Source organism: Posidoniimonas corsicana, from assembly GCF_007859765.1.
Lineage (GTDB): Bacteria > Planctomycetota > Planctomycetia > Pirellulales > Lacipirellulaceae > Posidoniimonas > Posidoniimonas corsicana.
In genome coordinates this window covers 20,469-33,197 of sequence record NZ_SIHJ01000007.1, presented here as the reverse complement: position 1 = coordinate 33,197, position 12,729 = coordinate 20,469, and the positions used below count along the sequence as shown (strand labels likewise).

At 68.2% G+C, this 12,729-nt stretch carries 9 protein-coding genes; 6 read left to right on the top strand and 3 right to left on the bottom strand.

Annotated features, from left to right (window positions below; translation table 11 throughout):
• Positions 1–2 precede the first annotated feature (2 nt).
• Positions 3–2,048: an efflux RND transporter periplasmic adaptor subunit gene (locus KOR34_RS25330; RefSeq protein ID WP_146568942.1), complete on the bottom strand. Its 2,046-nt coding sequence runs from the start codon at positions 2,046–2,048 to the stop codon at positions 3–5.
• 324 nt (positions 2,049–2,372) lie between these two features.
• Here KOR34_RS25330 and KOR34_RS25325 point away from each other — a divergent pair, with 324 nt between their 5' ends.
• Complete coding sequence (locus KOR34_RS25325; RefSeq protein WP_146568941.1) at positions 2,373–4,724, top strand: TolC family protein; 2,352 nt, start codon at positions 2,373–2,375, stop codon at positions 4,722–4,724.
• A gap of 75 nt (positions 4,725–4,799) precedes the next feature.
• Positions 4,800–6,578, top strand: coding sequence for an ATP-binding protein (locus KOR34_RS25320; protein ID WP_146568940.1), 1,779 nt, complete (start codon positions 4,800–4,802; stop codon positions 6,576–6,578).
• Here KOR34_RS25320 and KOR34_RS25315 read toward each other — a convergent pair.
• A complete protein-coding gene (locus tag KOR34_RS25315; RefSeq protein WP_146568939.1) occupies positions 6,559–7,392 on the bottom strand; it encodes a hypothetical protein in 834 nt (277 codons plus the stop codon). The two genes, KOR34_RS25320 and KOR34_RS25315, sit on opposite strands and share 20 nt — an antisense overlap.
• Positions 7,393–7,435: 43 nt before the next feature.
• Entirely contained in the window at positions 7,436–8,572 is a 1,137-nt protein-coding gene (locus KOR34_RS25310; RefSeq protein ID WP_197531739.1) for a glycosyltransferase family 4 protein, read from the bottom strand.
• Between the two features lie 275 nt (positions 8,573–8,847).
• Here KOR34_RS25310 and KOR34_RS25305 point away from each other — a divergent pair, with 275 nt between their 5' ends.
• The 4 genes from KOR34_RS25305 to pstB are packed head-to-tail and all read left to right on the top strand — an operon-like array spanning position 8,848 to position 12,714.
• Positions 8,848–9,825 carry a PstS family phosphate ABC transporter substrate-binding protein gene (locus KOR34_RS25305; RefSeq protein ID WP_146568937.1) on the top strand — a complete coding sequence of 326 codons (978 nt, stop codon included), beginning with the start codon at positions 8,848–8,850 and terminating at the stop codon, positions 9,823–9,825.
• 16 nt (positions 9,826–9,841) lie between these two features.
• Positions 9,842–10,789, top strand: a complete 948-nt coding sequence (pstC, locus tag KOR34_RS25300; RefSeq protein ID WP_228714766.1) for a phosphate ABC transporter permease subunit PstC — start codon at positions 9,842–9,844, stop codon at positions 10,787–10,789.
• The gene (gene pstA / locus KOR34_RS25295) at positions 10,786–11,805 is read left to right on the top strand and encodes a phosphate ABC transporter permease PstA (protein WP_197531738.1); all 1,020 of its coding nucleotides are present in this window, start codon (positions 10,786–10,788) and stop codon (positions 11,803–11,805) included. The genes pstC and pstA overlap by 4 nt, the downstream gene beginning before the upstream one ends.
• Before the next feature lie 51 nt (positions 11,806–11,856).
• Positions 11,857–12,714 (top strand): phosphate ABC transporter ATP-binding protein PstB, encoded by an 858-nt coding sequence (gene pstB, locus KOR34_RS25290; RefSeq protein ID WP_146568936.1) that lies wholly within the window; start codon positions 11,857–11,859, stop codon positions 12,712–12,714.
• The last annotated feature ends 15 nt before the right edge of the window (positions 12,715–12,729 follow it).

The following is a 12,729-nucleotide window of genomic DNA, read 5'->3' as shown; positions in this document are numbered from 1 at the left end:
GGCTAGAACTCCCACCAGACACGCAAGGCGTTGACAAGGTCGTGTGTCAGCACGTAACCCAGCGAGTGCTCGCCGCACAGGACACGGGCTCGCACCGATGCGCCGGGCCGGACCTCAGGATTCTCTGCCGATAGATCGCCCGCCTGTGGCGTAACTACAACGTCGATGGTGCGTTCTGAGCCGTCGGCAGCGCCGCGAGCGGGCGCGTCGGCGCGCTCGGAAATCCTTGCAACCTCGCCACGGAAGAACCCTTCCTCCTGGCTCCCGAGTCGGTACTCTACCTGCAGCGGCTTCCCAACGTCCTCCCGCTGGGCGTCGATGAGGTACCCGATGCGGTCGTCGGGCAGCTGCAACTCGACCCGCCACTCGCCGGCGGTGTCCGCGACGCTCATCAGGTTCTGCCCGCGTTCGACCGGCCGCCCGCGGAGCGAGTCCTCCAACTCCCACGTGACAACCATCCCGTCGACCGGGCTGGTGACCGACAGCGAGCGCTGCTGCTCGAGCAGCAGATCGCGCTGCGCGTCGAGGCTTTTGAGCCGCTGGCCGAGCTGCTGCTCTTCAGCGCTGAGCCGGTACGCCTCGGCCCGGTCGGCGCTACGAGTATCGATGCTGGAACGCGTCGCGCGGACCGCCTCGAGCTGGCGCTGCGTGGTCTGCCGCTGCCCCTCAATCCGATTGAGCTCCAGGTCGAGCTGCGGGTCGCGGAGTTCGATGAGCAGGTCGCCCGCGGCCACCTGTTCGCCGTGCTCAACAGCGATCTGCTGCACAACGCCATCGCCGGGCGCGAAGATGTTGCGTCGTTCGGCCGGTTGAAGCTCGCCGCGGGCGTCGATGCGCAGCTCGGCTGGGACAAACAGCAACGCCGCGCCGGCTAACGCCAGCGCCGTTGCAGCGATGGCCCCCCTGCCCATGGCAGAGGGCCGCGTCACGCCCCGCAGTGATCGGGTCAACCCGATCAGCGGGGTGGCTTCATGCTCCAACGCGTTGCCCAGCGCTACGCCGCAGATGCGGGCGACCTCCGCCACCCGATCACGCGCTAGGAGCGTGTCGGCGCCGGTAAAGTTTTCTGCAACCAGGGCGCCGACAATCGGCGGAGTCTCCTCGTCGGCCCCGGCGCCGAGCAGCGGCACCACGGCGACCTGCCGTGCGTTGGCCTCGTCGGCGTGGCGGTGCAGCGCGTCGGACGCCTGCGGCAGGGCTTCGTCCTGATCCTCGGACAGGTAGAGAGGGTCGCCGAGCCGGCAGCAGACCGCCGCCAGCTCCTGCAGCCCGCGTAGCGTCCGCGAGCGGCGATCGGGGCGGTCGACGCCGCTGATCGACAGCAGGCGGCTCCCGCCGCCCCGCCGTTCCAGCACGCTGACCCGTCCGCAGCCGATGGCGCTGCGGGCCTCGTTGGCGATGGCCGCCGCGGTGTGGTTGAGCGAAAGGCCCCCGTGCACGCGTTCGGCGAGCGTCAGCAGCCGTCGCTGATCCTGGCAGACCGAGCGAAGCTCGCCCAGGTCCGACAGGGTGTGATGATCGGCGGCGACTTCGCACACTGCGCAGAGCAGCTGTTCGGCGCCGCGGTACGCCGACGGCGCGGCGCCCGGCTGGAGCATCAGCTCGATAAGAGCCGCGACTTCAGAACGCGGCGGCGTGACCGGGGCGACAATCAGTGTGTATGGGAGCGGGTTGGACGCGGACGGATCTTCGGCCTCGGAATTGGCCGCCAGCACGCGCGGCTTCCCCGACTGCGCGACCGACGCCAGCAGCTCCTCATGCCGAACCCGCTGCGAAAAGTCGCCAGGGCGATCGGCGGGCGAGATCAGCGTCACCTGACGCAGTCGGCCGTCCTTTTGAATCGACCAGACCGCCCCGCCCTCGGCGGCCAACGCGGCGGCCGTCCGCCGCAGCGCCTCGGAGTAGAACGCCTCGGCCGTGTCGGCGGTGCGTGCTAGCTCGGTCAGCACCGCCAGCTCAGCGGCGAAGTCGCTCCACACATCGCCCGCTGCGCGCGGGGCTGTAGCGCTGCCGGGGGCGTTGGTGCGGCTGGCGGGGGTAGTGGCCATAGAGTTCTCAGTATACCGGCGATTGCGGGAAACTCCCGCATCCACGGGCCCGGCTCGGCCCGTTCTTACCCCGCGCGGTGCTCGACACTCCGGCTGTGCCGGTTGGGTCGGCCGGCCGGGTGGGGGCGGGTCTGACGGCGGCGAGCGTCGGGGAGACCCGCCGGGTTTGGGGGAATGTATCGATTAGTCTCATTCCGCCGGTTGGCGGCTGTCGATGTGCAAGACAAGAGCGGAGTCTCACGGCTGCGCCCACGGCGTGCACGCGTTGCTGGCTACGCCAGCGGCACCGCCGGCTGACACGACACCCTGTCCTGAGGACGACGCGTGGCCACGAGCCGGCACAACCGACGCAAAGCGATGTGCGTGCTGCTGGCCGCTTCGGTGCTAGCCAGCGGGTGCCGCAGCGGCACGCCGTTCAAGTCGGGCGGCGACTGCGTGGCGACCGGCGGCCCCGGCGGTGACTACTACGCCACCGCCGCCGCGGACATCGACTACCCGGCGGTGAGTCAGTGCTCGCTCGAGTCGTGCGACGCCGGTCTCGACTCGCTCCCGCCCCGCACCATCAGCGACGACCAGCCGGCCCGCTACCGCGACATCCTGCTGGAGGAGGTGATCCAGCTCGGCCTGGCCAACTCCACGGTGCTCCGCGACCTGGGGGGAACCGTGGTCCGCTCACCGGTGTCGACGCGCACCGTGTGGGACCCGGCCATCGCCGAAACCGACCCCTTCACCGGCGTCGAGGCGGCGCTCAGTGCATTCGACGCGCAGCTCACCTCGAGCCTGTTCGTCGAGAAGAACGACCGCGCGCTCAACAACCAGTTCTTCGGCGGCGGCACCCGGATCCTCACCCAGGACGCCGCGGTCCAGCAGACGCAGCTCTCCAAACGGGCCGTCACCGGCACCGAGCTCTCAGCCCGCCAGATCGTCGAGTACGACGCCAACAACGCGCCCGGCAACCTGTTCGACAGCGCGTACACGGTGAAGGTTGAGGGCGAGTTCCGACACCCGCTGATGCAGGGCGGCGGCGTGGAGTACAACCGCATCGCCGGGCCGACCCGCACGCCCGGCGTGTACGAGGGCGTGCTGATCGCCCGCCTGAAGACCGACGTGCAGCTCACCGAGTTCGAGATCTCTGTCCGCGACTTTGTGAGCAACCTGGAGAACGCCTACTGGGATCTTTACTTCGCCTACCGCGATCTGGACGCCAAGATCGCCGCCCGCGACGCGGCGCTCGACACCTGGCGACGCGTGCAGGCCCTGTACGAGACCGGCCGCCGCGGCGGCGAGGCCGAGAAAGAAGCCCAGGCCCGCGAGCAGTACTACCGCTTCCAGGAGGAGGTGGAGAACGCGTTGACCGGGCGGTTGTTCGACGGCACGCGCACCAATAACGGCAGCCTGGCCGGCACGTTCCGTGGCAACGGCGGCGTGTACGTCGCCGAGCGGCGCCTGCGGCGGCTGATGAACCTGCCGGCCGCCGATGGCGAGCTGCTCCGTCCGGCTCAGGAGCCGGTGGTTGCCGAGGTGGTCTTCGACTGGGACCAGGTGATGCTCGAGGCTGTTGACCGCCGCGCAGAACTCCGCCGGCAGAAGTGGAGCATCCGGCAACGCGAGCTGGAGCTGATCGCCAGCCGCAACCACCTGCTGCCGCGGTTGGACGCCGTGGGGCGGTACCGCTGGCGCGGGTTCGGCTCCGACTTGCTGCCTGTTAACGACCCGTCGATTGGCGAGTTCGACAACGCGTACGAGAACCTTACCGGCGGCGACTTCCAGGAGTGGCAGCTCGGCGTGGAGCTTGATATCCCGATCGGCTACCGACAGGCGCACTCCGCGGTCCGCAACGCCGAGCTGCTGCTGGCCCGTGAACGGGCGATCCTGTGCGACCAGCAGCAAGAGGTGGTTCACGAGGCCGCGTCCGCCGTCGGCGACGTCGACCGGGCGTTGCGGGTGTCGCAGACCAGCTACAACCGCCTGGTCGCCTCGCGCAACGAGCTGGACGCGGTGAAGGCGGCGTTCGAGGCCGACAAGGCGCCGCTCAACCTCCTGTTAGAGGCCCAGCGCCGGCACGCCGAGTCCGAGTCGCGTCACCACCGCACGGTTACCGAGTACGCCGTGGCGATCAAGAACCTGCACTTCGTGAAAGGCACGCTGCTCGAGTTCGACGGGGTCTTCTTGTCCGAGGGCGGGTGGCCCGGCAAGGCCTACCGCGACGCCCAGGACCTGGAACGCCGCCGCGGCAAGCCACGGCCGCTGAACTACGCTTCGCGGCAGTCTCCAGCGGTGAGCCGAGGCGTGTACGACCAGCACCGCGAGGGCGTCCGGCCGGCGGCCTACGGCGCGCCGACTGCGACCGCGGTCGAGCAACCACCCCTAACCGCCGCGCCCGAGCCCGCCCCCGCTACGCCACCAGCCCAACCGCCGACCACGCCTCAGACGTCCCCGAGTACGGCTCCTGAGGCGGCGCCCGCACCGCGATCCGCCGCCAGAACTCTGCCGGCAGAACGCGCCGCCGAGGCGCCACGCCAGCTTGCCCCCGAGTCGCCGGTCCTCCGCCCTCAGCCGCTGCCGCCGACCCAGTCGCCGGCGCCGGCCAAGACCAGGGCGCAGGAAGAATTCGACATGATGTTCCGACCGGCCGCCGCTGAGGCGCCGCTTCAACTCCCGTCGCTCAACCACTAATGCAGCGGCGTCGGCTAGAGCTGGTCGAGCTTGGGACCCTCGACAATCCGCGGCAGCGCACCTTACGCTAGCCGCATGCTCCGATCGAGACTCTTCTGGAAAATGTTCCTGGCGTTCGGCCTGGTCAATATCTTGGCCGCCTTCGCGCTGCTGCGCGCGACGCTTGCCTGGACCGAGCACCGGGCCTACGAACAAGCCGAACAACATCTCCGCTCGACGGCGGTGCTGATGCAGCGGACCTACCGCGAAGATCTCGACAACGAGCCTTCCGAGGCATTGCAGCAAGAGCTGATTCAGCTGGGCAAGGACTCTGGATACCGGCTCACGCTTATCGACGCAGACGGGCGGGTGCTGGCTGATTCGTCCCAGCCGGACTTGGCGGCCGTTCTGAAGATGGAGAACCACGCCGAGCGGGGCGAGGTGTCCCAGGCGGAGTACACCAATTGGGGTGTCGCCAAGCGCTCTAGCGACACCACCGGCAAGCCCTACGTGTACGTGGCGCTCCGCGACGCGGTGGACAAAGGCCCCTCGCCCACTGTCCGGGCGGCCGCGATGGTGGACGTCATCCAGGAGCAGATCGACTACTTCCGCCAGCGGCTGTGGCTGCTGGCGATGGGTGTCGGCGCCGCGCTGCTCACTGTCACCTACCTGGTGGTGAGTAGCATCGTACGGCCGGTCCTGCAGCTGAACGACGCCGCCGACGCGGTTTCGCGAGGCGACTACGACCAGCGGGCGTTCGTCCCCAACCGCGATGAGCTCGGCGAGCTGGCCAGCTCATTCAACCACATGTGCGGCGAGCTCAACTCCCAGTTCGACGAGCTCCGCCGCAGCGGGCAGCGGCAGGCGACCGTGCTGGGGGGCATGGTCGAGGGCGTTATCGCGATCGACTCGGCGCAGCATGTCTCGTTGGCGAACAAGGCGGCGGGCAATCTGCTAGGGTTCCTGCCCGAGAAGGTCGAGGGGCGTCCCCTGATCGAGATCATCCGCAACCACACCCTGCACGACGCGCTGGCCGAGGTCCAGTCCAACGACCAGCCGCAGCGGCTTGACATCGACCTTCAAGGACCGGAGCCGCGCAGGCTGTCTGTGCAGATCACGCCGCTAATGGGCGCCGAGTCGGGCGGCGCCGTGATCGTGCTGCACGACATCACCGAGCTCCGCCGGCTGGAGACCATCCGGCAAGAGTTTGTGGCCAACGTCAGCCACGAGCTCAAGACGCCCCTCAGCTCCATCAAGGCCTATACCGAGACCCTCCTCGGCGGCGCTCTGCACGACGAGCAGCACGCCATGAGCTTCCTGGGAAGAATTGAGGAGCAGGCCGATCGACTCAACGCCCTGATCCAAGACTTGCTCAGCCTGGCGCGGATCGAGTCGGCCGAGCAGACGTTTGACTTGGCGCCGGTGGTCGTCGGCGAGGCGGTCGCTGCCTGCCTGAGCGACTACACACCCCAGGCCGACGCCCGGGGCATCCGACTGCTGGCCGAGTCGGACGAGCCGCAGGCCGAGGTGGTGGCCGACCCGGAGGGCTTGCGGGTGATCCTCAACAACCTGGTGGACAACGCCATCAAGTACACGCCTGACGGCGGCAGCGTGACGGTCGGCTGGAAGGTGGTCGAAGAGGACTACGTGCGGCTCTCGGTGACCGACACCGGCATCGGCATCCCCAAGGACCAGCTGCCCCGTGTGTTTGAGCGGTTCCACCGCGTTGACAAGGCCCGCTCACGCGAGCTCGGCGGCACCGGGCTGGGGCTGTCGATCGTGAAGCACCTGACGCAGTCGTTTGGCGGGTCGGTAGCGGTTGAGTCGAAGATCGATCACGGCACGTCGTTCTACGTTACGCTGCCGAAGTCTTAGCCGGGGCGCCGCCGAGCCCCGCGCTTAGCGCCCGTGACTCCCGGCGGATCGCCTGCAGCAGCGGCGCCACGTGCTGCCGGTAGCGGACCGGCTCGGCGTAGCGGCCCTCGGCGACCTGCCGCTCGCCGTGCCGCTCATAGGAGGGCGTCCCCGTGAACGACGCTAGGCCGGCCTCCGTGAGTGACGGCCGCAGGCACTCCACCGCAAATGCGTCGCGGCCGTGCGTCTCGACGGCCCGGACCACCTCGTGCGCGATCTCCTCGTAGGCCAACCCGTGGTTGATCTTCCGCTCAACCGCGGCGTCGTCCAGGTGGAGGTAGTAGGTCCCCGTCGCCACGGCGGGGTGCACCGAACAGGGCGCGGCCTCCAGAGGGAAGTCGTAGCTAGCTATCTCGCGACCCGTGGCCCGCCTCGCGACGCCGAGCGCCGCGTCCAGCAGCCCGCGGAATAGGTCGTGCCCCATGATTTCGCCCTCGGGCGCGTCGCCGACGACGTAGTCGTAGCGGCCCGACACAATCACGTCGGTGAGCCGCCCCACCAGACCAAGCATCAGATCCAGGTCGCCCCTCAGCACGGCGTCGTACAGAGCGAGGTCGGTGGTTGGCGCGTAGAAGGCAGCGGGCTTGGCGCCGATGCCGGCCAGCAGGCTCGTCGTGCGGTGGACGCGTGACGCGCCAGCTGCGCCAGAGCCGTCAGTCAGCACTGCGACGTCGGGCTTTGCCAGCTCGCACCAGCGGAACACCCTCAGCTCGTGGCCGGGGTGCGCGATGGCGAGCAGGGCGCGACCGCGTGGCAGAGTGTTTGGTTTGATCATGACCAGTTCCTCGCTTGGAAATCGTGATTGATTCCTCGGGCCACTATGCCGCCCGGCGGCCCAGCCCCGACCACGGTGACTTGACCAGCCGCGTCGCCTGTCGGACGAGGCGGTCCGCCCGCGCCTCAATCCGCTTGCGTATCAGCCGGGACCGCGACACCGCGCGCGGCTCGTCGACCGCTAGCTCGCGGCACAACCGCTCGGCGTAGGCCGCCAGCAGGAGGTCGTCGCCGCCAGCCGCGGCGGGGTCCGTCTGCTGTTCAGCGATGACCTCGGAGTAGATGCTGTGGAGTTGATCCAAGAGCAGCTCGAGTGAGTTCTCGCGGCGGACCTGCCGGCTCACGCATGCCGCGTCCGCCGCGTCGTACCGGGCGATCTGTTCTCCGACCAACTCCACCGTGAGCGGATCAACCATCAACCGCTTGCCGAAGTTGCACAGCCGCAAAGCAGGCAGCTCTGCCGAGGTGACTAGCGGGCCTAGTCCTGTCGTGTCGGCGACAACCACCGCGCAACCGGTAGCCAGCGCCTCCCACGCGCAGCGTCCCTTGGCGAAGACTAGGTCGTAGTCCGAGAGCAAACACTCGGGCTGGACGCAGTCGGCGCCAAACCTGCGCCCCACCAGGTCCACCGCCACGCCCGCCCGCCCGCAGGCTGTGACAATCGGCTCCACGGTGCGGTGGGTCTGGTAGTTGCTGAATACCACCGCGCGGCGGGGCGTGGTGGGCAGCTTGGGACGCGGAGCAAACCTCGCCAGGTCCACGCCATTGAACAGCACCTGAACGTCTTCTTCTGGCACGCCAAAGCCGCACACCAGCCGGTCGCGGCACACGGCGTCGACCGCCAACCGCCGTAGGACCCGCGGCAGATTGGGCGGCACGTCGCCGCGCCAGTCCCACCCGTGGCAAGTCTGGACGCCCGGCGTCGTCGGGTAGCGCAGCAGCGCCGCCATGAGCGATGGGCCGTAGTGCCCGTGCACCAAGTCGGGCGTGGTGTGCAGGTGTGCGAGATCGTCGACAACGGGAACGGAGAGGTCCCGCAACCGTGCGGCGAAGGCGCCCAGCTTCGGTGCGTAGACCACCGGTTCGCAGCGGCGCCGCAACAGACCCCGTGCGAGGTCCAGCAAGTGCATCTCGACGCCCCCGCTGGCGACCAGCGAGCAGGTTGTCAGCAGCACCCTCACCTCGACCCTCCAAACAGGTTCGGCTTCCCCTTCTGCGGGAGCGGAGTGTACGGGCTGGGGGCGGCCGCGGCGATGCCGATCAGCCCGTAAGAGGCTAGCAGAAAGCGGCATGCCGCATCCCCAATAGGGGAGCGGAGGGCAACGGGCTCCTCACACTTTCTTCACACAACCTTCACACTCCGCTTCTATGCTGTCAGGCCCTGCGGCCAGCGGCTGCGGGCCCCTACAGGGGCGGAACTAGCACTCAATCGCGATCTCAGAAGGCTGATTTACCGATGAATCTTTGTCGTTTCCATGCTGTCACGCTCAGCGCCGCGATGATTGTTGCGGCAGGCTGCCGCCCCGCCCCCGAGGGCGGTTCGGACGCCGCGACTGGCTCCAAGAGCGGGTCGATCAGCATCGATGGGTCCAGCACGGTCTACCCGGTCAGCATGGCGGTCGCCGAGGAGTTCAGCGACCAGGGCACCGACGCCGAGGTGACGGTCGGCTTCTCGGGAACGGGCGGCGGCATGAAGCAGTTCGCCGCTGGCGAAATCGACATCTGCGACGCCTCCCGCGGGATGAAGCCTGCCGAGGCCGAGAAGTGTAAGGAGAACGGCGTCGAGTTCATTGAGCTGTCGGTCGCCTACGATGGCCTGGCGGTGGTCGTGAACCCGGACAACGACTGGTGCGACGAACTCACGGTCGATCAGCTCAAGCAGATGTGGAAGCCGGAAGACCCTGCCCAGAAGTGGAGCGACATCAACCCCGACTGGCCTGAAGAAGACCTGGTGCTGTACGGCCCCGGCACGGACTCGGGAACGTTCGACTACTTCACCGAAGAGATCGTCGGCGAGGCCAAGGCCAGCCGCAGCGACTACGCGCCCAGTGAAGACGACAACATGCTGGTCACCGGCGTCGCCGGCGACAAGAACGCGTTGGGCTACTTCGGCTTCGCGTACTACATCGAGAACAAAGACAAGCTGAAGCTGCTAGGCGTCGACGGCGGCGACGGCCCTGTCAAGCCGTCCATGGAGACCGTCATGGACAACACGTACAAGCCGCTGGCCCGGCCGCTGTACATCTACGTCAACACCGCGTCGCTCAAGCGGCCCGAGGTCGCGAAGTTCGTGAAGTTCTACATGGACCAGGCGGCCAAGCTCTCCAAGGACGTCGGCTACGTGCCGGTGCCGGACGACGTCGCTGCTGAGAACGCCGCGACCCTCGAGGCCGCGCTCGGCGCCGCCCCCGCCAAGGCGCCCGCGGCGGAGTAGGACCGGTCGACCCACGTTGAGCTCACCCGCCATCACCAACGAACCCGCGCGTGAGGCGTCGCTGCACAGCGGCGGCGCCGCACGCACGCGCGCCCTGTACGAGGGCGTCATCCAGTGGGTGCTGTGGGTGTGCGCAGGGGTTTCCGTGCTGACCACCCTCGGCATCGTGCTGGTGCTGATGGTCGAGTCGCTGCAGTTCTTCCGCGAGGTGAGCCTGGTCGAGTTCCTGACCTCCACCCAGTGGTCGCCCACGTTCCGCGACAAGCACTACGGCATCCTGCCGCTGTTTTGCGGCACGCTGCTGGTAACCGGCGGGGCGATCCTAATCGCGGCGCCGATCGGCCTGGGCACGGCGATCTACCTGAGCGAGTACGCGTCGCCCGGCGTCCGTGAGACCGTGAAGCCGCTGCTCGAGGTGCTGGCCGGCATCCCGTCGGTCGTGTACGGCGTTGTAGCGGTGACCACCATCTCGCCGATCATCAAGACCTGGTTCGGCGCGCAGAGCATCTACAACGCCGCCAGCGCAAGCATCGTGGTCGGGTTCATGATCCTGCCGATGATCGTGTCGCTGAGCGAGGACGTGCTGCGGAGCGTGCCCCGCGCGCTCCGCGAGGCCGCCTTCGCCCTCGGCGCCACCAAGTTCGACGTGACCGTCAAGGTGATCGTTCCGGCGGCGTTGTCGGGCATCGTGGCGTCGGTGCTGCTGGCGGTGTCCCGCGCCATCGGCGAAACCATGGCCGTCACGCTCGCGGCGGGGGCCCAGCCCAACCTGACGCTCAACCCGCTGGAGAGCGTCCAGACGATGACCGCGTACATCGTGCAGATCAGCTCCGGCGACGCGCCCTCCGGGTCGCCCGAGTACAAGGCGATCTTCGCGGTCGGCATGACCCTGTTCATCACCACGATGACGCTCAACGTCCTGGCGCAGTGGATTATCCGCCGGATGCGGGAGCAGTACGAATGACCGATGCCCTCTCCAACGAAGACGACCTGCTCCGCCGCCGCAAACGCGTGTCGGCGATGTTCGGCGTGCTTTGCGCTGGAGCCACCGCGTTGTGCCTGCTGATCCTGATCGGGCTGCTCGCCACCGTGGCGGTAAACGCGTTCGACGCGTTCCTCCCCGAGCAGACCCGCGCCGAACTCGAGGGGAAGTCCACCCTCGAGGGCTTGGGCGCCCGGACCAGCGCGTTCTTCTCCGCCCCCTACTGGCAACGGGGTTGGACATTCCTGGTGGAGGGCCCGTCCTGGCGACCGGAGAAGGCCGGGGTCAACCCGGCCATCTTTGGCAGCCTCTGGCTGATCGGCCTGACCGCGTTGTTCTCCGTACCCGCGGGCGTCGGCGCGGCGGTCTACCTGGAGGAGTACGCCGCGGCGTCGCGGTGGAAGCAGCTCGTTCAGCTCAACATCGCGAACCTGGCGGGCGTGCCCTCGATCGTTTACGGCATCCTGGGGCTCGGCATCTTTGTCCGCGCGGTCACGCTGCAAGCCCCCGGCGGCGACTACCTGGTCGGCCTGTCGCTGGGCCGGGTGATCCTGTCGGGCGCTCTGACCCTCAGCCTGGTGGTGCTGCCGATCGTGATCCTCGCGTCGCAGGAGGCGCTGCGGGCCGTGCCGCGGTCAATCCGCCAGGCCAGCTACGCGTTGGGCGCCACCAAGTGGCAGACCACCTGGCGGCAGGTGCTGCCCGCGGCCCTGCCGGGCATGATGACCGGCGTCATCCTGGCGATCTCGCGCGCCCTGGGTGAGGCGGCCCCCCTGGTAGCGGTGGGGGCCGTTGGGTTCATTAACTACACGCCGACCTCGCCCTACTCCCGGTTTACCGCCCTGCCGCTGCAGATCTTCAATTGGGCCGCCGACCCGAAACCCGAATTCCACTCGCTCGCGTCCGCCGCCATCTTGGTTCTGCTGGCGGTGCTGATCATGATGAACGCCGCGGCGGTCTGGGTCCGGTACCACTACGGCCAGCGGATCCGCTGGTAGCCTTGTCACCAGCGAGCCCAGCCTCGCGTCCCGTCAAAGCACAACCGCGATATGAGCATTAAAACCTTGCCTGCCGAACAGAGAAACACTGGGCTCAAGCCGCCGCGGGTCGCTCAGTCTCGCGCCTCGCGCTCCGCGGACGAGCTGGCCGCGTCGGCGCCCAAGATCAGCGTCAGCTCGCTCAACTTCTACTACGGCTCTAGCCAGGCGCTGTACGACATCAACCTGACGGTGCCCGAGCACTGCGTCACCGCGTTCATCGGCCCGTCGGGCTGCGGCAAGAGCACGTTCCTGCGGTGCATGAACCGCATGAACGACATGATTGAAGGCACGCGTCTGGAGGGCGACATCCTGCTCGACTCGCACGACATCAACGCCGCCCGGGTGGACGTGGTGTCGCTCCGCAAGCGGGTGGGCATGGTGTTCCAGAAGTCCAACCCGTTCCCCAAGTCGATCCTTGAAAACGTTGTCTACGGCCCCCGCGTGGCAGGCGAGCGAAGCAAGAACCGGCTGATGGAGATCGCCGAGCAGTGCCTGGAGCGCGCCGCGCTGTGGCACGAGGTCAAGGACCGGCTGAACGACTCCGCGCTGGCGCTGTCCGGCGGCCAGCAGCAGCGGCTGTGCATCGCCCGCGCACTGGCGACCGACCCGGAGGTGCTGCTGATGGACGAGCCGGCGTCGGCGCTCGACCCGGCGTCGACCTCGCGGATCGAGGACCTGATTTTCGAGCTCAAGGACCGCTACACCATCGTCATCGTGACGCACAACATGCAGCAGGCGGCGCGGGTGTCGGACCAGACCGCCTTCTTCTTCCAGGGCGAGCTGGTCGAAGCCGGACGCACCAACGAGCTGTTCACCAACCCATCGAAAAAGCAGACCGAAGACTACATCACCGGCCGCTTCGGCTGACGCCCGGCGGCCCCG